We start from the raw sequence: 21,542 nt of genomic DNA, 5'->3' as shown, positions 1-21,542 counted from the left end.
TGTTCAGGAAGGGATGCGGTGCCGTTCGATCAGCTGGCGTGCGATCACGCCGCGCTGGATCTCGTTGGTGCCCTCGCCGACGATCATCAGTGGCGCGTCACGGAAGTACCGCTCGACGTCGAACTCCGTCGAGTAGCCGTAGCCACCGTGGATGCGGACCGCGTCGAGCGCGATCTCCATCGCGGCCTCGGAGGCGAACAGCTTCGCCATCCCCGCCTCCATGTCCGAGCGTTCACCCGAGTCGTAGCGTCGCGCCGCGTGGTGCGTCAGCTGGCGGGCGGCCTCGAGTTTGGTCGCCATGTCCGCGAGATGGTTGCCGATCGACTGGTGCTGCCAGATCGGTTTGCCGAAGCTCTCGCGTTCCTGGGCGTAGCGCAGGGAATCCTCCAGCGCCGCCCGGCCGACGCCGAGTGCCCGGCAGGCGACCTGGATCCGGCCGATCTCCAGGCCCCGCATCATCTGGCCGAATCCGCGTCCCTCCACCCCGCCGAGCAGTGCCGTGACCGGCGCGCGGAAGTCGTCGAACGAGAGCTCGCAGCTCTCGACACCCTTGTAACCGAGCTTGGGCAGATCCCGTGAGACCTCGAAGCCCGGCCCCTTCTCCACCAAGAGGATCGAGATCCCCTTGTGCGCGGGTTCGGCGGCGGGGTCGGTCTTGCACAGCAACGCGACCAGCTGGGACCGGCGCGCGTTGGTGATCCATGTCTTGCTGCCGTTGACCACGTACTCGTCGCCCTCGCGCCGCGCCGTGGTGCGGAGTGCCTGCAGATCCGAGCCGCCACCGGGTTCGGTGAGCGCCATCGTCGCCCGGATCTCACCCGTCGCCAGCTTCGGCAGATAGGTGTCCTTTTGCTCCTGAGTGCCATACGTGGCAAGGAGCTTCGCGACGACGGTGTGTCCGCCCATCGCGCCGGCGAGGCTCATCCAGCCGCGCGAGAGCTCCTCCGTCACCAGCGCGTAGCACTGGGCGGAGACCTGGGTCTCGCCCCAGGGCTCGGGCACGGCCAGCCCGAAGACGCCCATCGCCTTCATCTGGTCGATGAGCTTCTCGGGATAGGTGTTCGTGTGGTCGAGCTCCCGCGCGACGGGCCGGACCTCGCGATCCACGAACTCGGCCACGAGCGCGACGATGGCGGTCTCTTCCTCGGTCATATGGTTATCATGAGCGTTGATGAGACGGTATGTGAAATACCGAATCATGATGGCCGCATACCGGACCGCGATGAGCAGGGGTGAAGGTGGATTTCAAGCAGCTCAAGGCGTTGGTGACGGTCGCCGAGGTCGGCAGCGTGACCCGCGCGGCCGAGTTGCTGCACCTTGTCCAGCCCGCCGTCACCCGGCAGATCCGCACCCTGGAACAGGAACTCGGGGTGCCGTTGTTCGAGCGGACCCGCCACGGGATGCGCCCCACCGAGGCGGGCGCGACACTCGTCGAACGTGCCCGGCGGGCGCTCACCGAACTCGACCGGGCCCGTGCCGAGCTGGCCCCGAAACCCGGGGTGGTCACCGGGATCGTCACGGTCGGCCTGCTGGAGAGCGCCGCCGAACGGCTCGCCGCGCCGCTCACCACGGACGTGTTCCGCGAGCATCCGGGGATCGAACTGCGGCTGCTCACCGCGTACTCCGGGCATCTCCAGCGGTGGATCGACGACGGCGACGTCGACCTGAGCCTGCTCCACAACCTGACCAGTACGCCGTCGCTCAACGTCCGTCCGCTGGTCCGCGAACGGCTGTGGGCGGTCGCTCCCCCGTCTGCCGGGCTCGATCCCGCACAGCCCGTCCCGTTCGCCGACGTGGCCGCGCATCCGCTGGTGATGCCCTCCGAGGGGCACGCGCTGCGCACCCTCATCGACGGCGCGGCCCGCGAGGCGGGCGCCGAGGCGGAGGTCACCGTGCAGACCAACGCCATGACACTGCAGAAACGCCTCGTGCTCGGCGGGCACGGCTGGACGATCCTGCCCGGCATCGGCATCGCGGCGGATGTCGCGGACGGAACCCTGAGCGCGGCTCCGGTGTGCGAACCGGAGGTCTGGCGCACCGTCGTCCTCGGTACGCCCAGGACGGGGCGCGTCACACCCGCCGTCGACGCCGTCGCGCGGGCGCTGGTCCGGCAGATCCACCGGACCGTGCGGGAGGGCGACTGGCCCTCGGCACGGCTCTGGGAAGACCGAACAGGAGAAGAATGAGCACGCTCCCCCGCACCGGCCACGCCGTCGCCGCCGACGGCACCCGGCTGGCCTATCAGTGGCACGGCACGGGCAGGCCGCTCGTGCTGCTGGCCGGGCAGGCGAACGACCACACGTGGTGGGATCGCACGCGCGAAGACTTCCCGAGCACGATCACCATGGACTACCGCGGTACAGGTGGCAGCGACGCACCCGATTCCGCTTACTCCACAACGGGTTTCGCGGACGACGTGATCGCGGTCCTCGACGAACTCGGAGTCGGTGAAGCCGATGTCTACGGCACCTCGATGGGTGGCCGCGTCGCCCAGTGGGTCGCCGCGCGGTATCCCGATCGGGTACGGCGGCTCGTGCTCGGCTGCACCTCGCCCGGTGGCACGCACGGTGTCGAGCGGTCGAACGACGTGCGGCTGGCCTTGGCCCGGCGGTCTTCCCTGGAAGCACGGGAGACGCTGGAGAACCTGATGTACACACCCGTCTGGCGAGCGGCCAATCCCGGTCCGTACCGGGTGCTGGGCGCGCACGGCATGCCGCCGCACGCGGTGCGCGGACATCTGGTCGCGAGCAACACGCACGACGCCTGGGATGTGCTTCCCGAGATCACCGCGCCCACGCTGGTCCTGCACGGTGACGACGATCTGCTCGCACCCGTGGCGAACGCGCCGCTGTTGACGGAGCGGATCCCCGACGCGCGGATGCATCTCTTCGCCGGGGCGCGCCACGCCTACTTCGACGAGTGCCGTCCCGAATCGAGCGAGCTGGTGAGCGACTTCCTCGGGTAGACCATGCCGACCGGGTACGTGCCCATCGCGGATTTCTATTTCTCCACCGCAGGGATCACAGCTCATGATGGTCGGCGTTCCCGGAGCGAAGGAGCTTCCCTTGCCGCACAAGAAACCCGGCGTCGTCGCGAACGTGGTCCGCGGCTGCCTCGGCGACCTGGTCGAGTGGTACGACTGGTTCGTCTACGCCTCGTTCAGCATCTACTTCGCGGCCAGCTTCTTCCCCGAAGGAAATCTGACGGCCCAGCCTCTACGCGGACAAGTTCGGCCGCCGGGCCGCGCTGCCCCCGTCCGTGACGCTGATGAGCTTCGGCTCGCTGGCCATCGCTCTTACTCCCGGCTATTCGTCGATCGGTATCCTCGCGCCCGTGATCCTCGTGGTCGCCAGGCTCGCGCAAGGTCTCTCGGTGGGCGGCGAGTTCGGTTCGAGCGCGACCTACCTGTCCGAGATCGCCACTCCGCGGCGACGCGGGTTCTACTCGAGCTTCCAGTACGTCTCGATCACCGTCGGGCAGCTTTCGGCCCTGCTGGTGATGATCGTGATGCAGTCGCTGCTCACCGAAGCGCAGATGTACGCGTGGGGCTGGCGGGTCCCGTTCGTGCTCGGCGCGCTCGCCGGGCTCGTGGTGATGTACCTCCGCCGAAGCATGGTGGAATCGGAGCACTTCCAGCGCACCGCAACTGCCGGCTCGCCTTCCCGCGGCGGCACGGTGGCGTTCTACACCTTCACCAGCTACCTGCAGAAGTACATGGTGAACACGGCGGGAATCCCCAAGCCGACCGCCTCACTCATCGGTTTCGCCGCCCTGTTCCTGTTCATCTTCATGCAGCCCGTCGCCGGCGCCCTTTCCGATCGATGGGGCCGCCGCCCGGTCATGTTCGGCTTCTCCGTCGGCGGCATGCTGCTGACCGTCCCGATCATGACGCTCGTGGGCAGGACAGGGAATCCGTGGGTCGCCTTCCTGCTCATGATCACCGCCATGGTCTTCCTCATCGGCTACACCGCTTTGTCGGCCATCATCAAGGCGGAGATGTTCCCCACCAACGTCCGCGCGCTGGGAGTCGGACTGCCGCACGCCCTGGCGACCGCGGTCTTCGGCGGACTCTCGGAACCGATCGCGCTGACCTTGAAGCAGGCCGGGCACGAGAGCGTGTTCTTCTGGTGGGTCACCGGCTGCATCGCGCTGACCTTCGTGGCGACTCTGGTGGTGCGGGAACCTTCGCGTGACTCTTCTCTGGAGATCGACGTGGTGCCTGCACGGGATTCTGTTGTGAGGTAGGCGGTTTGGTGGGGCTTCCGCGGTCACCGTTCCGCGAACCCTTGAGTGGGAACACTGCCGGGTGCTCGCGGCGGGATGGGTACCGCAGCGACGACGGTTGCCGTTTCGGGGGCGAGCAGGGAGTCCCGCCTCTTGCGATGAGCCGTAGCCGAATTCCGGCAATGGGCCACAGATCTCCGCAAGAGACGCAGGAGCGACTGGGGTTTGCGGCAGCGCACTGTTCCGCAAATCTGCACGGGAAGCCGCCGCCCGAACAGGCCGTGGCCGAATTCCGGCGACGGCAGTTGCAGGGTTCCTCAGCTGGAGAGTTGCGACGCTATGGGTCCCGCGGGACAGTCGGCATCGCGCCGATTCTCGCGGAATCTCGCCCCCGCGGCCCGTGCGTTGCCGAATTCCGGCGACGAGCGGTCACAGCGACTCCCCAGCTGGAAGCGTGAGTACCACAGCGACAGTTGCCGTGGCACCGATCCGTACGGAGTCCCGTCCGCGCGCTCAACCGTCGTCGTATTTCGGCGACCAGGCCCGGCGCCGCTCGTTGTGTACACGTTGCCGTTTTTCGGCGACGGTTCAGAACGGTGGTGGTTCCTCGGTGCGGGGTTCGTGCAGTGGTGGTGGTGTGCTGTCGTACCTGTGCCCCGTAGGTGTGGTGACGGTGAGGGTGCCGTCCTCGGCCAGCCGATAGACCCAACCGGGTTCGTCCTTGAGGCGGTGGTCGCGGCGGCACAGATCGACCAGCTCAGTATCACTCGTGTGGCCACCGTGCTGCCACGGCACCGAATGGTCGGGGTCGCAGGCCTGGGCGACACGGTGGCAGCCCGGTCTTCGGCATTCCCGGTCCCGTACCCGCACGAACTCACCCAACCCCGCCGTCGGCCGATACCGGTCCCGACCCAAATCCAGGACCTGCCCCGAGAGCGGGTCGGTGATGATCCGCCGCAGGACCGTGTCCGGGCCGGACGCGATCTGCCGGGCCAGTGAGGCGGGGATGTGGCCGTGGCCGGCCAGTTCGGCGGGGTCCTCGTTGATCCCCAGGTAGGTGTTCAAGTCCAGGTAGAGGAACACCTCGCACCGTTCCCGCTTCCCTCCCTGCCCACCCAACAGCAGGTCCAAGGCGACATCGGCGCGCAGTTGATCCAGGGTGCGGGTCTCGCCCCCGGTCTTGAGGGCGCGTGCCTCACGATCGATCCGCGTGTACGCGGCGGCCACCTTCTCGACCGGGCCGTCTTCGACCTCGATCGAGGCGACCCCCGTCTCGCCGTGCCGGATCGACAACCGACGCCCGCCACGATGTCGCTCCGCGCGTCGAGCAGCACCGTCACGGTCGGCCATCACCGCCGCGTGATTCGCCGCCTTCCGGATCTGCTCGGAATTCCGGCCGGGCAGCCGGTCCTCCAGTACCTCGTCCACCGCGCGCGCGTCCTCATCCGACAGCCACGCGGTCGCGGTGGCGGCCTTCATCGCCCCGTAGCCACCCACCTGCCCACGGTCCAGCAGCCCGAGTGTGCGGGGCAGGCGGGTGGTCAACGCCGCCGCCGTGGACACCAAGGCACCTGCGTGACCGTCCACAACGGACAGAGTGAACGCGACCTCCTGTACCACGCTCGACGCCCCGCCACGGTGCCGGTTCAGCTGCGCGAGCGCGCGGAACCGGACCGCTTCCAACCGCGCGATCCCCTCCGAGGCCGCGACAGCAGCGTCGACAGCATCCTTGTCCTCCATAGAATCCAGCGCCGCATTGACCTCCTTCAACACATCAGAAGCAGTGATTTCCTTGAGTAGCGCCACAGTGGCGTTGCGCGTGTCCACACACAGAAGCTACAACCGACCACCGACAATTTCGGACCGGCGAGAGTTTCCGTTAAACGACAACGTTAATCTCCAACCGCCGCACGAATCTCCGGGCTTCGACAACAGGATATCCCCACGAAGAGCAGCAGCGCCGACCCGGCCGACATGAACCGAAAGTGTTCGCCCCCAAGCGTTCTCGGGCATGCCCCTCAGGAAGCAACCATAAAGAACGCCAACCGACCGAAAGTTCCCAAACCCAGGAGTTTTCCCTTACACACCAGCACTAATCGACATCGAGCAACCCCTGAGCACCGTTCTCCAACCGCCGTGCGACTTCCTCCGATCGCGGCAACATGGTCTTCTCGTAAAGAGCAACACCCTCGCCGACAGAGGCAGAACCAGCCAGCGCGAGGGCGAGTTCACAAGCGTCGACCATGGCCAGATTGACGCCGACACCGAGCGGCGGCATCAGGTGAGCGGCATCGCCGAGCAAGGTCACCCATGACGTGTACTCCCACGTGTGCGGGACGGGCAGGACGTACAACGGGCGATCGACGTACGGCCCGTCGTTGTCGGTGATCATCCGCAGCATCGACGGCGACCAGCCGGAAAACGCCTCGAGCAGCCGGCCGCGGACATCCGAGGTCGACCCGAGCCGGTCCGCGGGCAGCCGCTGGATGATGTAGACCCGGATGTGGTCCCCGCTGTTGCGCTGGGCGAAAAGGCACCGCTCGCCGTCGGCCGCCATCGCGCTGCCCTTGCCGACGAGTTCGGCGAGTTCGGGGTGCGCGTTCTCGACGTCGTCGAACCATGCCTCCAGGAAGGTGATCCCGGCGTATTCGGGCACGGCGGCCGAAACCGCCGGGCGGACCCGTGACCACGCGCCGTCGGCACCGATGACCAGATCCGTCTCGACCGCCGTTCCGTCCGTGAACAGCAAGCGCCCGGGAGCCTCGACCCGATCCAGGGTCCGTCCCCAGTGGACGGTGCCCGGCTCCAGCGAGTCGAGCAGGAGGCCGCGCAGCTGACCGCGGTCGATCTCCGGTTTGAACATCTCCCCTTCGGCAGGAACGTGATGCTCCAGGAGACGTCCGGCGGGATCCAGTTTGCGCATCTCCTGCCCTTCCGGGCGGGCGAGGGCGAAGAACTCGTCGAGCAGGCCGGCTTCACGCAGGGCCAGCTGCCCGTCGTCCGCGTGGAGGTCGAGGGTGCCGCCCTGGTTGCGGGCCCGGGGATGCGGATCGCGGTCGTAGACCGTCACGGGGACGCCGTGTTTCTGCAGGATGCGGGCGCAGGTCAACCCACCAGGGCCCGCTCCGATGATGCTGATCGTCATGAGCCCAGAAAAGCAGAACGAGTCAAAAAGTGCAATGAGACAACTTATTGACCATGACAACTCATACGGTAGGGTGCGCTCATGGAGACACCAGGACGGCGTGAACGCAAGAAGGCGGCCACCCGCCAAGCGCTGGCGGACGCCGCGCTGAAGTTGTTCCTGGAGCGGGGCTACGACCAGGTGAGCATCCGCGACATCGCCGAGGCGGCCGACGTCTCGACGACGACGCTGTTCAAGCACTTCCCCGGTAAGGAAGCACTGGTCTTCGACGAGTCGCAGAACCGCGAAGCACGCTTGGTCGCCGCCGTCCGGGAGCGCGAAAAGGGCCAGAGCATCGTCGAGGGACTGCGCGAGTACGTGCTCGCGACGTGGCTTCCGATCACGACGCATCCCCAGTACGCCGAGTTCACCGCGCTGGTGAGCGGCACCCCGGCACTGCAGGAGTACGGCGAGCGCATGTGGACCCGGCACGCCGCGGCCCTCGGCACCGCGATCGCCGAAGAGACCGGCGTGGGCCCCGACGACATCGCCTGCCGCGCGCTCGCGCGTTTCGTGCTGGACATCCCGGCGCTCACCAGGGGCCGCCCGGATCCGCGGGAGGACGTCGAGAGGATCTTCGACCTCCTCGAACGCGGCTGGCGCTAGTCCTCTTCGGGGCGGGAGCCGCGCAACGAGCCCGGATGCGCCTTGGCGGAGGGATCCTTGCGAGTCTTGAGCAGACTCGCCACCGTCACCACCACGAGGATGCCGATGATCACCGCGAGGCTGACCGGCGTCGAGATCTCCGGAACGCTCTCGTCGATGTCGACGTGTGCCCAGTGCAGGATCAGCTTGATCCCGATGAACCCGAGGATCACCGCGAGCCCGGCCGACAGGTACACGAGGCGATCGAGCAGGCCCTTCACCAGGAAGTACAGCGCCCGCAGGCCCAGCAGAGCGAAGGCGTTGGCCGCGAAGACCAGGTACGGCTCGTCGGTGACGCCGAAGACCGCGGGGATCGAGTCCAGCGCGAACAGCAGATCGATCCCGCCGATCGCGAGCAGCACCACGACCAGCGGCGTGCCCACCCGTTTCCCGTCCAGGCGAGTGAGCAGCTTGCCGCCGTCGTATTCGGTGGACAGCGGCAGGAGACGGCGCGCGGACCGCACCACCACGTTGTTCTCGACGTCCGGATCCTCGTCGCGATGCCGGAACAGCTGGATGCCGGTATAGATCAGCAACAGCCCGAACAGCAGGAACATGAAGGAGAACAAGGAAAGCAGCGTGGCGCCGAGCGCGATGAAGATCGCGCGCATGATCAGCGCGACGACGATGCCGAACGTGAGCACCTTGTGCTGATGTTCCTCGGGTACCGCGAAGGTGCTCATGATGATCACGAAGACGAAGAGATTGTCGACGGACAAGCTCTTCTCGACGATGTAACCCGCGAAGTACTGCTGCCCGAAGTCGCCACCGTGCGCGAGCGTCAGCCAGACACCGAACGCCACCGCGACCAGGATGTAGCCGATCGACCAGGCCACCGCCTCGCCGAAGCCGACCTTGTGCGGGCGCACCGCCGCGAGAACGAGATCGAGTGCCAGGAGCCCGAGCACCAGCCCGATCGTGACGATCCAGGTGAGGCCATCGATCTGGAGCATCCGCACCCTGTCTTTCCGTGGACGGCAGGTACCAAGATCCTAAGTGCGACTACCCCGGTCCGCATTCGCATGGCCAGGCGCCGCGTCCAGCAGCGCGGCGAGCACGGTCTTGAGCAGCGGGTGGTCGGCGCTCCCCCGCCGGACGGCGGCGAACACGCGGCGCAGCGGCGGCTCACCGCGCAACGGGACGGCGACAGCGCCCGGCACGGCGGCGAAAGCGTTGCGCGGCACCAGTGCCACGCCCTCGCCCGTGGCGACCAGGGTGGTGATCGCGTGGAAATCGTCGGAGACGTGCCGGATCTCCGGGTTGGCGCACACGATCATCAGCACGTCGCGGCACGGATTCCCCGGTTTCGGCGCGATCCACTCGTCGTCGGCGAGTTCGTCGATGTCCACTTCGGACGCTTCCGCGAGCCGGTGCGCTGTGGGCAGCACGACGTCGAAGGGCTCCACGTACAGGGGGAACCGGGTGAGCCTGCTTTCATCCGTCCGTGGCGAGAGCCGATACTCCTCGGTGATCGCCAGATCGACCTCGCCGTCGAGCAGCAGCGGGATGCTCGCGTGCCCCTCGACGTCCTGCACCTGCATGGTGACCCCTGGCGACCCGGCACGCAGCGAGGCGATCGCCGGCGCCACGACCATCGTGATGGCGGAGGCGAAACTCGCCAGCCGCACCAGGCCCTGTACGCCGGAATCGAGCGCGGCCAGCGTCGCCCGCGCCCGTTCCAGTTCGGCGGCGACGGCGTTGGCGTGCACCACCATCAGTTCACCCGCCGGGGTCAGCGAAACCCGCCTGCCCCGGCGGCGAAGCAGCTGCTGGCCGCACTCGGCTTCGAGTGCGGCCAGCTGCTGGGAGACCGCGGACGGCGTCAGGTGCAGCGCCTGGCCCGCCGCCGTCACGGTGCCGTGGTCGGCGAGGACGCGCAGTACGCGCAGCCGTCGCGGATCGATCATTCGTCCATCATGGACCTTGCCGTCACGAACGCGTCGACGGCCCGGTTGACGTCGTCGGCCGAGTGCGCCGCCGACATCTGCGTCCGGATCCGGGCCTTGCCGTGCGGCACCACCGGGTAGGAGAACCCGATCACGTAGATGCCCTGGTCGAGCAGCAGATCCGCCATCTTGCCCGCCTTCGCGGCGTCGCCGATCATCACCGGGATGATCGGGTGCTCGCCCGGGAGCAGGTCGAAACCGGCCTCGGTCATCCGTCGCCGGAACAGCTCCGTGTTGGCGCGTAGCTTGCCCAGCAGTTCACTCGACTCGTCCAGCAGCTCCAGCGTGGCGAGCGCGGCCGCGGTGATCGACGGCGCCAGCGAGTTCGAGAACAGGTACGGCCGCGAACGCTGCCGGAGCATCTCGACGATTTCCGCACGACCCGAGGTGTAACCGCCGCTCGCGCCGCCCAGCGCCTTGCCGAGGGTGCCGGTCAGCACGTCGACCTTGTCCTGGACGCCGAACAGCTCGGGCGTGCCGCGACCGGTCGGCCCGGTGAAACCGACGGCGTGCGAGTCGTCGACCATCACCAGCGCGTCGTAGCGCTCGGCCAGCTCACAGATCTCGTCGAGCGGCGCTAGATAGCCGTCCATCGAGAACACGCCGTCCGTGGCGATCATCCGGTACCGCGCGCCGGACGCCTCCTTCAACCGGGCTTCCAGATCCGCGACGTCACGGTTGCGGTAGCGCATCCGCTTCGCCTTGCACAGCCGGACGCCGTCGATGATCGACGCGTGGTTGAGCTCGTCGGAGATGATGACGTCCTGGTCCGTCAGCAGCGTCTCGAAGAGCCCCGCGTTGGCGTCGAAACAGGAGCTGTAGAGGATCGTGTCCTCGGTGCCGAGGAACTCCGACAGCTTCGCTTCGAGCTCCTTGTGCGGCTGCTGGGTCCCGCAGATGAACCGCACCGACGCCATGCCGAAGCCCCAGCGGTCCAGCGCCTCTTGCGCGGCCTTGATCAGCTTGGGGTGGTCGGCGAGGCCGAGGTAGTTGTTGGCGCAGAAGTTGAGGACGTCGCCGTCGCCGACGCTGACCGAAGCCCGTTGCGGTCCCTGGATCACCCGCTCGCCCTTGTACAGCCCGGCTTCCCGGATCTCGGCGAGCCCGGCCTTGAGGTCGTCGCGCATCGCGCCGTACATCAGTTCTCCGTCCAGTCCAGAATGACCTTGCCGCAGCGGCCTTCCCTGGCCGTCGCGAACGCCTTCTCGTATTCGGTGTAACCGAACCGGTGGGTGATCACCGGCGAGATGTCCAGCCCGGCCTGCAGCAGGACGGACATCGAGTACCACGTCTCGAACATCTCGCGCCCGTAGATCCCCTTGAGCTGGATCATCTTGAGCACCACGGACGCGATGTCGACCGACACGTCGGAAGCGGGGAGGCCGAGCAGTGCCACGCGCCCGCCGTGCGACATGTTCGCGATCATGTCGCGCAGCGCCTCGGGCCGCCCGCTCATCTCCATACCGACGTCGAAGCCCTCGGCCATGCCGAGCCGCTTCTGCGCGTCGGCGATCGTCGCGGAGGAGACGTCCAGCGCGAGATCGACGCCGACCTTGCGGGCCAGCTCCAGCCGGTGCTCGCTGACGTCGGTGACGACCACGTTGCGCGCGCCCGCGTGGCGCGCGATGGCGGCGGCCATGATGCCGATCGGGCCGGCGCCGGTGACCAGCACGTCCTCGCCGATGACGGGGAAGGACAGCGCGGTGTGCACGGCGTTGCCGAGCGGGTCGAAGATCGCGGCGATGTCGAGGTCGACCTTGGTGCGGTGCACCCAGGCGTTCTGCTCGGGCAGGACGGCGTACTGCGCGAACGCGCCGTCGGTGTGCACGCCGAGGCCCTTGGTCCTGGCGCACAGGTGGCGCCGCCCGGCCTTGCAGTTGCGGCAGCTTCCGCAGACCAGGTGCCCCTCGCCGCTGACCAGGTCGCCCACCTTGACCGTCGTCACCGAGCGGCCGATCTCGACCACCTCGCCGACGAACTCGTGCCCGATGACCAGCGGCGCGGCGATGGTGCGCGCCGCCCAGTCGTCCCAGGAGTCGATGTGCAGATCGGTGCCGCAGATCCCGGCGCGCAGCACACGGACGGCGACGTCGCCGGGGCCGACGGCGGGGTCCGGCACGTCGGTGAGTTCCAGCCCGGGTGCTCGGTCGGCTTTGACCAATGCCTTCATGGCGCGAAGTCTGGCCCGCCCGTGCTGTTCAGTCCATCGCGAGTTTCTGAAATCCCTCGTTAGCGGGTCTTCACAAGGAGCCCGGCACCCGGACCGACACGAAGTCCGGCCGCGGCACCACCTCGAAACCGATCGACCGGTAAAGCCGGATCGCCGAGGTGTTCGCCGCCGCCGCGTGCATCATCGGGCGTTCGCCGCGAGCGCGGATCCCGGCCGCCACCGCGCGGATGAGCCGGGTCGCCAGCCCTTGGCCGCGATACGCCGGATCGGTGCAGACCGCGCTGATCTCGGTCCAGCCGGGTGGGTGCATCCGCTCCCCCGCCATCGCGACCAGCTCGCCGTCGCGCCGGATGCCCAGATATGTCCCCAATTCGATGGTCCGTTTCCGGAACGGTCCCGGCTTGGTCCGCTCCACGAAGTCGAGCATCTCCGGGACGTCGTCCGGCCCCAGCACGACGGCTTCGGGATCTTCGGCGGCTTCGAGCGCGACGTCGACCAGCCGGACTCCGGCGATCCTGCCGAGGACTTCCCAGTCCACCGGGACGGGCAGCGCGTTGTGGACGGTGACCGTCTGGCCGGGACCCGCCAGCACGGCGACATCAGCCCACATACCGTCGTCCGGCTCGGGCGGCAGGGCGTAGAAGGGCGCGACGTCGACCTGATAGCGCAGCACCTGTCCGAAACGCTCCGCGAAGTGGGCGTGCGGCCCGGTCAGCGAAGCCCAGGCCGGGTCGTCGAAAGGGGTGACCATGACCGCTCCGACAGCGGACGGCGGGCTTTCATTCCCGCTTCCACATCCTGAGCGCTCAGGTACCCGGCACCAGCAGCGGCGAGTGGGGATCGAGTTCGATCCCGCGTTCACGGAGCGTGTCGTCGATGACCCGCCAGATCCATCGCACCAGCAGGGCCGCGAGCTCCGGCAACTCGATGCCACCCGGGTTCTCCAGCCAGCGCGCGGCACTCGCGTCGACGAGGCCGACCAGCCCGAAGGCGAGCGGTTCGGCGATCCGGCCGTCGAGGTCGAAGGTGTCGAGGTAGTGCTCGAACAGGATGGTGAGCTGCCGGGCGATCGCCGTTTTGACGTCGGTGATGGCGTCGCCGCGCCGCCCGGCCTGGGAATGCCTGGCGAGATAGCGGTAGAGGTTCCCGTATTCGGCGAGCCAGCCGGTGTGCGCGCCCACCGCGACGGTGATCAGCTGCATCGGCGTCCCGCTAGGATCCCACAGCGGGGCCAGTTCGGCGGTGATGAGCCGGACGGCGCGGTCGGCGATCGCGCGCTGCAGGTCGGCGGCATCGTCGAAATGCTTGTACACCCGCGTTCTCGCCACCCCCGCCTCGTCGGCGATCTGCTCGGTGGAGACCTCCGGACCGTGCGCGGCGATCGCGCGCAGCGCCGCGTCGACGAACTCCCGTCGACGGCGCTCACGCTGTCCCGCCCAGCGCGCCGCGCGGCCGTCCGGCCTCGGCGCGTCGGCTTCAGGCGTCATCCCCCGGAGTTTATCGGCGGCCGGTTAACCGGTACACTGCCGTACCCGTTACTTCGGGTATGCAGATCGGCCCGTCCGGGAGACCGCGATGAGGGAAGACGTCGACACCACGGCGGACGCAACGCTGCTCGATGCCTTCCGCGCCGGTGACATCGCCGCCGGCGAGACCCTTTTCCGGCGGCACGCCGAGCCGCTGCGCCGGATCGCCGCGGGCTGGGTCGCCGAGCCCGCCGAACGGGACGACCTCGTGGCCGAGGCGTTCGTGCGTGTACTGAGCGTCATCCGCGACGGCGGCGGCCCGCGGGAGAACCTCCGCCCCTATCTCGCGGTCACCATCCGGAATCTCGCGGCCAAATGGAGCCACCACCACAAGCGGGTCGAGCTGTACGGCACGACCCCTGCGGTCGAAGAGGCCGCCGGGACGATCGGCGCGGAGGAACTCCTCATCCTCCGCTCGAACGCCCGGCTGGCCTGGACCGCCTATTGCGCACTCCCGGGCCGCTGGCGGACAGTGCTTTGGCGGACCGAAGCCGAAGGCGACTCGCCGAAGGTGGTCGCTCCGCTGTTGGGAGTCTCGCCCAACGGCGCCTCCGTCCTGGCCCTGCGTGCCCGCGAAGGACTCCGACAGGCCTTCTTGCAGGCGCAGGTCCCCGAAACGGGAACGCCGTGCTGCCAGGAGGCGCGGCGCCGGATGGGCGCGTGGCTCCGCGGCGGTGTGCCGGGCCGCCGGGCGGACCTGATCGCCGCGCATCTGGCGGGCTGCGAATCCTGCCGCACCGTCGCCACCCGGCTCGACGAGATCAACCGCGAGATGCCGCCGGGTGTCCGCGCCGTCTCCGCCTGAACCCGATCAGCCGGGGACAGGGGCGCCCTCCCCCGCGATCCGCAGCGCCTCCACCAGCTCCCGGTACAGCGTGTCGATGGCGAGCAGGTGCTCATGACTACCGCTCGCCCGGACGCGGCCTTCCTCCATCACCACGATGGTGTCCGCGTCGATCACCGTGGACAGCCGGTGCGCCACGGTGACCACGGCGCCCTCGCGGGCCAGCCGCCGGATGCAGTCGTGGATCGCGCTCTCGGTCCGGCCGTCGACCTGCGCGGTCGCCTCGTCCAGCAGCACCACGTCCGGCGTGCGCAGGATCGCCCTGGCCAGCGCGATCCGCTGCCGTTCCCCGCCGGATACCGAGGTCGACGAAAGCGGCGTGTCCAGTCCGTCGTCGAGCGCGGCGATCTTGTCGCTCAGCCGGACCTCTTCGAGCGCCCGCCGCACCTCTTCCTCGGTCGCGTCGGGGTGGGTGAAGAGCAGGTTCTCCCGGATCGTCCCCGGCACGATCGGCGTCTCCTGCTCGACGTAGGCCAGCCGGGTCCGCACATCCGCGTACGGCAGGTCCGCGTACTCGCGTCCGTCCAGCAGCAGTGAACCCGACTCCGGCCGCACGAACCGCATGATCAGCGACAGCATCGTGGTCTTGCCCGCGCCGGACGGCCCGACGATCGCGGTGTGCCCGCGCCTCGGGATCTTCAGCGACACCTGCCGCAGCGCCGGGTCGCCGCCGTAGCCCGCGGTCACCCCGCGCAGTTCCAGTACCGGGCCGCCCTGCTCGCCCGACGGCTCCGTCCGGGCGGGCGCCCGGTCCTCTTCCACCTCGAGCGCGTCCATCTCCCGGATCCGCCCGGCCGCGGCGATCCCCGCCTGCAACGCGGTCATGTTCTGGCTCAGTTCGGTGATCGGCTCCATCAGCGCGAACGCGTACAGCAGGAACGCGATGAGGCTCGACACCTCGAGCAGGCCCGCGCCGACCCGCCAGGCGCCGAGGCCGAGGATCACCAGGGTGGCGGCCTGGATACCCGTCCAGGCCACCACCCAGGCGACGGCCTCCCGTCGCACCGCGCGGACACCGTGCGCGGCGGCGGCTTCCGCGTCGACCAGGATCCGCTCGGACTGCCGGGCTTCCGCGCGGCTGGCCTTCACCGTGCGGATCGCCCGCAGCGCGCCCTCGAGGACGCCGCCGAGGCGGCCCACGCGGTCCTGCGCCTTCTCCTGTTCCTTCGCGATGGCCGGCATGAGCCACGTGAACAACGCGATCACCACGAGCACGGCCGCCACCGTCGTCGCCAGCAGCACCGGGTCGAGCACGCTCATCAGCACCAGGGTGCCGACGAGCATCACCACGCCGTTGATCAGGCCGATCACGCTGGACGACGCCGCCTCGCGCAGGAGCACCGTGTCCGAGGTGACGCGGGTGACCAATTCCCCCGTCGGCCGCTTCGTGATCGCCGGGATCGTCGCGCGGAAGAACCGCCGCACCATCGATTCCCGCGCCTTCAACACCACCCGCTCGCCGACGGTGCCGAGCAGGATCCATTGCCCCAGCCAGATCACCGCGCCGACCACCATCAGGCCCGCCAATGCCAGCACGGGGCCCGCCAGCGACGCCGACGAACCGAGTGAGTCGAGCACCCACTTCGTGACCATGGGTGTGGCGAGACCGGCCGCCGAACCGAGCAGGGCGAGTAGCAGGCCGATCGCCAGTGCCCCCTTGTGCGGTCGCGCGAACGACCACAGCACCTTCAATCGTGGAGTGTTCATGGTTCTCAATGGAACACGAGTGTTCTAAAATCGTCAAACGAGTTCCATATCGGGAGCGAGGTACGGTACCGGCCATGAGTGAGGGTGTGGTCACCGAGACGGGTGTCCGGGCGAGGACCCGGCGCGCGATCCTGGACGCGGCCATCGAGACGTTGACCAAGCAGCCGAGCGCCACGCTGGCCGACATCGCGGCGGCGGCGAACGTCGGGCGCACCACGGTGCACCGGTACTTCGCGGAGCGTTCGGACCTGATCGACGCCATCAGTCACGACGCGCTGGACAAGATCTCCCAGAGCACCGAACGGGCCCGGCTCGACGACGGCCCGGTTCCGGCGGTGCTCGCCCGGCTGTGCCAGGAGTACTTCGAGCACGCCGACATCTTCCAGTTGCTGTTCACCATGCCGGATCTGGTGACCCGGCCGGAATGGGCGGAGGAGAGCGACGACGACCGTCGCCTGCTGCGGCTCATCGAACGCGGGCACGCCGAAGGCTCGATCGATCCGGCGATGACGAAGGAGTGGTTGCTGCAACTGCTCTGGAGCCTGCTCTACACGGCGTGGGAACTGGTGCGCGAGAAGACGCCGAAGCACGAGGCGCTCACGTTGTGCCTGCGCAGCCTGGAAAAGGTCATCGCGGTCGGCTGAAGTCCTCCGAAGTGATGACGCGGACTCACGCCGCTTCGAAGATCCTGTCCCCGTGACAGAAAAACCGGTACGCGCCTGGGGAATCCTCTTCGGCGGGCTCGCGGTGTTCGTGGCCGCACCCGCGCTGCTGCTGGCGACCGGGCACGGCACGATCAAGCCGTCCGCGGATTCGGACAAGGCGCTTTCCCTTGCCGGAGCCATGATTCCGGCGCTGGCCGGGATGCTGCTGACCCACGGGATCCCGCTCCACGCGCCGAAACTGCTCCCCGACGCGACCGACCGGGGCAGACTCCGGAAGCAGGCGACGGCCTTGGCGCTCATCGCTTTCCTGTGGCCGCCGGCGTTGTTCCTGGTTTCGGCCGCGGGTCAACAGGCGCTGGTCCGCGACATCTGGGCACTCGCCAAGCCGTTCGTGTTCTTGGTGCTGCCGCTGCTTCTCCTGCGTACGCGAGGGGAACCCGATCCGTTCCGGCTGACGTGGCTGCCCCGGCAGACCTGGCGATGGCTCGCGCCGATTCCGGCGGTGCTCGTGTTCGGCTGGCTCTCCGTCCTCGGCCCGCTCGCGCCGCCGCTCCCCACCGCGGAGGACTACCCGGATCCGGTGTACCTGGCCGTCGGCGCCACGCTGACCTTCTTCACCGCGAACGTACTCGAAGAGGTCTTCTTCCGCGGCATGCTGCAGACCCGGCTGGAGGCGCTTTTCGGGCGGTGGCCGGGAATCCTGCTGTCGGCCCTGTTGTTCGCCTGGTTGCACCTGCCGACGCACGGACAGGGCTCACTCCCGCTCACCCTGGGCGCGATCGTGGCCTTCCAAGGGTTCTTCGGCCTGTTCGCCGGCTATCTGTGGTCGCGCTACCGCAACCTGTGGGCGCCGATCGCCGCGCACACGGCGATGAACACCCTGCCCCTGTTGCTGATGTGAGCCCGCGGCCACTCGTGAGTGGTAAGGACGGTTAGAACCGTCCTTACCACTCACGAGCCGGTCGGCGGATCAGGCGCCGATGGTCGCCGCGTCGATGACGAACCGGTACCGGACGTCGCTGTTCTCGACCCGGTCGTAGGCCACGTTCACCTGGTCGGCCGAGATCGTCTCGATCTCCGCGCCGATCCCGTGCTCGGCGCAGAAGTCGAGCATCTCCTGGGTCTCGGCGATTCCGCCGATCATCGAACCGGCGAGCACCCTGTTCCCGCCGAGCAGCGAGAAGGCGTTGTAGGACAACGGTTCGCCGGGCGCACCGACGTTCACCATCGCCCCGCCGACCCGCAGCATGCCGAGGTAGGAATCGACGGGCAGCGTCGCGGAAACGGTGTTGAGGATCAGGTCGAAACGGCCGCGCAGCGTCTTGAACGTCGACGCGTCACCGGTCGCGAAGTAGTCCTTCGCACCCAGCTTCAGGCCGTCTTCCTGCTTCTTCAGGCTCTGGCTGAGCACGGTGACCTCGGCGCCCATGGCGACCGCGATCTTGACCGCCATGTGGCCGAGCCCGCCGAGGCCGACGACGGCGACCTTCTTTCCCGGCCCGGCGCCCCAGCGGTTCAGCGGGGAGTAGGTGGTGATGCCCGCGCACAGCAGCGGAGCGGCGACGTCGAGGCCGATCCCTTCCGGGATACGGCAAACGAAGGCGTCCTTCACGACGATCTGCCTGCTGTAACCGCCGTAGGTGTTCTCGCCGTCGAACCCGACACCGTTGTACGTCTGGATGTTCCCCTTGACGCAGAACTGCTCGGTGCCCGCGAGACAGTATTCGCACTCGCCACAGGAATCGACCATGCAGCCGACCCCGACGCGGTCGCCGACCCGGTACTTCGTCACACCGGAGCCGACCGCCGCGACGACGCCGGCGATCTCGTGACCGGGGACCATCGGGAAGATCGCGCTGCCCCAGTCCTCCTTCACCTGGTGGATGTCGCTGTGGCAGATCCCCGCGTACGCGATGTCGATCAGCACGTCGTCCGGACGCAGGTCGCGACGCTCGATCGTCGTCGGCGACAGAGCGGCGCCCGGGGACGGCGCGGCGATGGCGTGCGTGGTCGTCGTCATGAAACCCTCCGAGAAACAGTGAGACCATGTAAGAGGTCACTTACAACGAGCGTAAGAGGGCTCTTACATATTCCGCGACCGGGACGGTGTGATCCACGACATGGGCGGCAAGTACCATCACGGCGACCTCCGCGCCGAACTCGTGCGGGTCTCGCTGGACCTGATCGCCGAACAGGGGCTCGGCGCGTTCTCGGTCGCCGAGGTCGCCAGGCGCGCGAAAGTCAGCCCGGGGGCGCCCTATCGACACTTCCCGGACAAGGAGAGCCTGCTGGCCGCGATCGCGGCCACCGTCGCCTGCCAACTGGCCGACAGGGTGCAAGAAGCCATCGAGGCCGAGAGCGACCCCGTCGCCGCACTCGCCGCGGCCGCCGGCGCGTACACGGAATACCTCATCGAACGCCGGGCAGGGATGAACATCATCTACTCGGACGGCCTCCAGGGCCCCGAGCACGCCACCCTGCACGAGCAGACCCGCCGCCTGACCGACCAGTTCGTCATGCTCTGCCTGACCGTCGCGGACCGGCCACAGGACGGGCTCGAACTGATGGAGCAGCTGTTCACTCAGGCGCACGGCTACGGCACGTTCTATCTCGATGGCGTCTTCACGAAACAGGGCTACTCCACGGAAGTCGTCGTCCGGAAGTCGGCAGAGGCCGCCCGCGCCGCCATCGAAGGCCGCGCGAAAATGTGACCTGTTTCACGTCCGTTTTGTCCGATTACCGGGCCTCCCCGCGCCGACAGGATGCGAAGCGCAATTCCTTTCGACAACAGGGAGAATCGCGTGAGCATCGGGCAAGAAGTCGGATCGTGGCGGGAACTGGGCCGCCATACGAGCACCGCGGTGGTATTGGCGGGTGGTGTGCTCGTCGGCGCGATCACCATCTACGTGGCGGCGAGCCTCCTGCCGACCGCCGTCCAGGACATCGGCGGGCGGCCGCTGTACGCCTGGACCATGACGGCGTTCCTGGTCGCCCAGGTAGTCGCGACCATGCTGGTGGCCCGGGCCCTGTCCCGCTTCGGTGGCAAGGCTTCCTATCTGCTCGGTTTCGGTGTCTTCGCCGCGGGCTCGGTCCTGTGCGCGGCGAGCCCGTCGATGCCGGTCCTCCTGATCGGTCGCGGGGCACAGGGACTCGGCGCCGGCCTGCTGACCGGGCTGGGCTTCGCCCTGATCCATTCGGCGTTACCGCCACGGCTGTGGAGCCGGGGCAGCGCCCTGATCTCCGCGATGTTCGGAGTGGGGAACTTCGCGGGCCCCGCGCTTGGCGGTTTCTCGGCACAGTTCGGTTCATGGCGGTCGGCGTTCGCGATCCTCGCCGTGGCCGCGGGAGTGCTGGCGATCTTCGTGCCCCGGGCGCTTCCCGCCGTCGGACCCCCGGCACAGTCGCCGCCGGTCCCGGTCGCTTCGCTGGCCCTGATCGTCGGCTCCGCCGGGGCGGTGAGCGTGGCCGGGATCCTGTCCGACGTCCTCGCGATGGCGGCCTTCATCGCGCTGGGTCTCGCACTCGTTGGCGCGTTCCTGGTGACGGAAAACCGTGCGGCGGCCAGTGTCCTGTCCGGTTCGGTGTACCGGCGGGGCTCACGGCTGCGGTGGATCTACCTGACCATCATGGTGCTGGCGTCCGGTGTCGCGGTGGAGACGTTCTTGCCGCTGTTCGGCCAGCGGCTGGGCGGGCTTCCGCCCGCGGCGGCGGGATTCTTCGCCGCCGCGCTGTCCTTGGGCTGGTCGGTGAGCCAGCTCGCCAGCGCTTCGTCGCGCAAGACACGGCGGCTCGTGCCGGCCGGGCCCGTCTGTCTCGCCGCCGGGTTCGCGCTGCTGGGGCTGCTGCAGACCGAGCAGCCGTCGCTACCCGTCGTACTCGCCTGGCTGCCGGCGCTCTTCCTCGGTGGCACCGGAATCGGCATCGCGATGCCTCATCTGTCCGTCGCGGCGATGACCTCCGCCCCGGACGGCGAGGGCGGGCAGGCGGCGGCCGCGATCGCGACGATCCTGACGATGTCGACCGCGTTCGGCGCGGCGGTCGCCGGTCTGCTGGTCAACTTCGGCGGCACTTCGGTGGTCACGTCGGCGAGGTGGCTGTTGTTCGGCTTCGCGGCCATCTCCGCGCTCGGCCTGCTCACCGCACGCCGCGCGGCCTGAGTCCGGTCAGTTCCGGGAGCGCCTCGTGCGCACGCGCGGGGGCGCTTCCGGACAACGGCCGTCGCACCGGATGTGCGCCCAGACGATCTTCCCGCCCCGCACCGGCTCGCGCCGGACGCCCCACTGCACCGCCACCCCGTCGACGACGAGCAGCCCGCGGCCGCGGGGATCCTCGATCTGCGAACACCGCGCCCGGGGTTGCTCGACACTGACGTCCGCGACCTCGATGCGCACCGCGCAGGGTGTCACGCCACGCCACAACTGGATGTGGCGCGCGCCACCCCCGTGCACGTACGCGTTGGCGACGAGTTCCGTCGCCGCCAGCAGGACGTCGTCGAGATGCTTCTCGCCGAGATCGGGAAGGCATCTGACCACCCAGGCACGCATGTCCGGCAACGCCCGTGGCGTCGTGGCTCGCAGGTCAAGCACCCAGGTTCCCGGCACCGGATGCTCCGCGATACTGATCATGGAGCC

20 protein-coding genes and 1 pseudogene are annotated in these 21,542 nt (G+C 68.5%); 9 read left to right on the top strand and 12 right to left on the bottom strand.

Annotated features, from left to right (window positions below):
- Nucleotides 1-3 precede the first annotated feature (3 nt).
- On the bottom strand, nucleotides 4-1,152 hold the full coding sequence (locus AC069H_RS09745; RefSeq protein WP_478224767.1) for an acyl-CoA dehydrogenase family protein: 1,149 nt from the start codon (nucleotides 1,150-1,152) through the stop codon (nucleotides 4-6).
- A gap of 86 nt (nucleotides 1,153-1,238) precedes the next feature.
- Here AC069H_RS09745 and AC069H_RS09740 point away from each other — a divergent pair, with 86 nt between their 5' ends.
- The 3 genes and pseudogenes from AC069H_RS09740 (at nucleotide 1,239) to AC069H_RS09730 (ending at nucleotide 4,245) form a co-directional block, all read left to right on the top strand.
- Nucleotides 1,239-2,186: a LysR family transcriptional regulator gene (locus AC069H_RS09740; protein ID WP_478232270.1), complete on the top strand. Its 948-nt coding sequence runs from the start codon at nucleotides 1,239-1,241 to the stop codon at nucleotides 2,184-2,186.
- Nucleotides 2,183-2,965 (top strand): alpha/beta fold hydrolase, encoded by a 783-nt coding sequence (locus AC069H_RS09735; RefSeq protein ID WP_478224768.1) that lies wholly within the window; start codon nucleotides 2,183-2,185, stop codon nucleotides 2,963-2,965. Before AC069H_RS09740 ends, AC069H_RS09735 begins: the two co-directional genes overlap by 4 nt.
- Nucleotides 2,966-3,029: 64 nt before the next feature.
- Nucleotides 3,030-4,245, top strand: a pseudogene (locus AC069H_RS09730) (MFS transporter).
- Between the two features lie 567 nt (nucleotides 4,246-4,812).
- On the opposite strand, the gene AC069H_RS09725 reads toward AC069H_RS09730, so the two are convergent.
- Entirely contained in the window at nucleotides 4,813-6,030 is a 1,218-nt protein-coding gene (locus AC069H_RS09725) for an HNH endonuclease signature motif containing protein (protein WP_478232269.1), read from the bottom strand.
- A 286-nt stretch (nucleotides 6,031-6,316) separates the two neighbouring features.
- Nucleotides 6,317-7,369 (bottom strand): FAD-dependent oxidoreductase, encoded by a 1,053-nt coding sequence (locus AC069H_RS09720; protein ID WP_478231972.1) that lies wholly within the window; start codon nucleotides 7,367-7,369, stop codon nucleotides 6,317-6,319.
- 81 nt (nucleotides 7,370-7,450) lie between these two features.
- Here AC069H_RS09720 and AC069H_RS09715 point away from each other — a divergent pair, with 81 nt between their 5' ends.
- Nucleotides 7,451-8,014, top strand: coding sequence for a TetR/AcrR family transcriptional regulator (locus tag AC069H_RS09715; RefSeq protein ID WP_478231971.1), 564 nt, complete (start codon nucleotides 7,451-7,453; stop codon nucleotides 8,012-8,014).
- On the opposite strand, the gene AC069H_RS09710 is transcribed toward AC069H_RS09715, so the two are convergent.
- The 6 genes from AC069H_RS09710 to AC069H_RS09685 form a co-directional block, all read right to left on the bottom strand.
- Nucleotides 8,011-9,006, bottom strand: a complete 996-nt coding sequence (locus tag AC069H_RS09710; protein WP_478224772.1) for a TerC/Alx family metal homeostasis membrane protein — start codon at nucleotides 9,004-9,006, stop codon at nucleotides 8,011-8,013. The two genes, AC069H_RS09715 and AC069H_RS09710, sit on opposite strands and share 4 nt — an antisense overlap.
- Before the next feature lie 39 nt (nucleotides 9,007-9,045).
- Entirely contained in the window at nucleotides 9,046-9,960 is a 915-nt protein-coding gene (locus tag AC069H_RS09705; RefSeq protein WP_478231970.1) for a LysR family transcriptional regulator, read from the bottom strand.
- Nucleotides 9,957-11,138 carry a glycine C-acetyltransferase gene (locus tag AC069H_RS09700; protein WP_478231969.1) on the bottom strand — a complete coding sequence of 394 codons (1,182 nt, stop codon included), beginning with the start codon at nucleotides 11,136-11,138 and terminating at the stop codon, nucleotides 9,957-9,959. Before AC069H_RS09700 ends, AC069H_RS09705 begins: the two co-directional genes overlap by 4 nt.
- Nucleotides 11,138-12,169, bottom strand: coding sequence for an L-threonine 3-dehydrogenase (tdh, locus tag AC069H_RS09695; protein ID WP_478231968.1), 1,032 nt, complete (start codon nucleotides 12,167-12,169; stop codon nucleotides 11,138-11,140). Before tdh ends, AC069H_RS09700 begins: the two co-directional genes overlap by 1 nt.
- A gap of 70 nt (nucleotides 12,170-12,239) precedes the next feature.
- Nucleotides 12,240-12,920 carry a GNAT family N-acetyltransferase gene (locus AC069H_RS09690; RefSeq protein WP_478231967.1) on the bottom strand — a complete coding sequence of 227 codons (681 nt, stop codon included), beginning with the start codon at nucleotides 12,918-12,920 and terminating at the stop codon, nucleotides 12,240-12,242.
- Between the two features lie 55 nt (nucleotides 12,921-12,975).
- Nucleotides 12,976-13,656 carry a TetR/AcrR family transcriptional regulator gene (locus tag AC069H_RS09685; RefSeq protein WP_478231966.1) on the bottom strand — a complete coding sequence of 227 codons (681 nt, stop codon included), beginning with the start codon at nucleotides 13,654-13,656 and terminating at the stop codon, nucleotides 12,976-12,978.
- Between the two features lie 88 nt (nucleotides 13,657-13,744).
- On the opposite strand from AC069H_RS09685, the gene AC069H_RS09680 reads away from it, so the two are divergent.
- Nucleotides 13,745-14,500 (top strand): sigma-70 family RNA polymerase sigma factor, encoded by a 756-nt coding sequence (locus AC069H_RS09680; RefSeq protein WP_478231965.1) that lies wholly within the window; start codon nucleotides 13,745-13,747, stop codon nucleotides 14,498-14,500.
- Nucleotides 14,501-14,506: 6 nt separating this feature from the next.
- On the opposite strand, the gene AC069H_RS09675 is transcribed toward AC069H_RS09680, so the two are convergent.
- Nucleotides 14,507-16,246: an ABC transporter ATP-binding protein gene (locus tag AC069H_RS09675; RefSeq protein WP_478231964.1), complete on the bottom strand. Its 1,740-nt coding sequence runs from the start codon at nucleotides 16,244-16,246 to the stop codon at nucleotides 14,507-14,509.
- A gap of 74 nt (nucleotides 16,247-16,320) precedes the next feature.
- Here AC069H_RS09675 and AC069H_RS09670 point away from each other — a divergent pair, with 74 nt between their 5' ends.
- Both AC069H_RS09670 and AC069H_RS09665 read left to right on the top strand, forming a co-directional pair.
- The gene (locus AC069H_RS09670) at nucleotides 16,321-16,890 is read left to right on the top strand and encodes a TetR/AcrR family transcriptional regulator (RefSeq protein WP_378443468.1); all 570 of its coding nucleotides are present in this window, start codon (nucleotides 16,321-16,323) and stop codon (nucleotides 16,888-16,890) included.
- Nucleotides 16,891-16,942: 52 nt separating this feature from the next.
- A complete protein-coding gene (locus AC069H_RS09665) occupies nucleotides 16,943-17,812 on the top strand; it encodes a lysostaphin resistance A-like protein (protein WP_478231963.1) in 870 nt (289 codons plus the stop codon).
- A gap of 69 nt (nucleotides 17,813-17,881) precedes the next feature.
- On the opposite strand, the gene AC069H_RS09660 is transcribed toward AC069H_RS09665, so the two are convergent.
- Nucleotides 17,882-18,931 carry an NAD(P)-dependent alcohol dehydrogenase gene (locus tag AC069H_RS09660; protein ID WP_478224781.1) on the bottom strand — a complete coding sequence of 350 codons (1,050 nt, stop codon included), beginning with the start codon at nucleotides 18,929-18,931 and terminating at the stop codon, nucleotides 17,882-17,884.
- Nucleotides 18,932-19,019: 88 nt separating this feature from the next.
- Between AC069H_RS09660 and AC069H_RS09655 the strand changes: the two genes are divergently transcribed.
- Complete coding sequence (locus AC069H_RS09655) at nucleotides 19,020-19,622, top strand: TetR/AcrR family transcriptional regulator (protein WP_478231962.1); 603 nt, start codon at nucleotides 19,020-19,022, stop codon at nucleotides 19,620-19,622.
- A gap of 90 nt (nucleotides 19,623-19,712) precedes the next feature.
- Nucleotides 19,713-21,068: an MFS transporter gene (locus AC069H_RS09650; protein ID WP_478231961.1), complete on the top strand. Its 1,356-nt coding sequence runs from the start codon at nucleotides 19,713-19,715 to the stop codon at nucleotides 21,066-21,068.
- A gap of 6 nt (nucleotides 21,069-21,074) precedes the next feature.
- On the opposite strand, the gene AC069H_RS09645 is transcribed toward AC069H_RS09650, so the two are convergent.
- Entirely contained in the window at nucleotides 21,075-21,536 is a 462-nt protein-coding gene (locus AC069H_RS09645; RefSeq protein WP_340685645.1) for an ATP-binding protein, read from the bottom strand.
- Nucleotides 21,537-21,542: the final 6 nt, after the last annotated feature.

The sequence above is a fragment of the Amycolatopsis sp. NPDC043887 genome, assembly GCF_056435665.1.
This window is presented reverse-complemented; position numbering and strand designations above follow the sequence as displayed.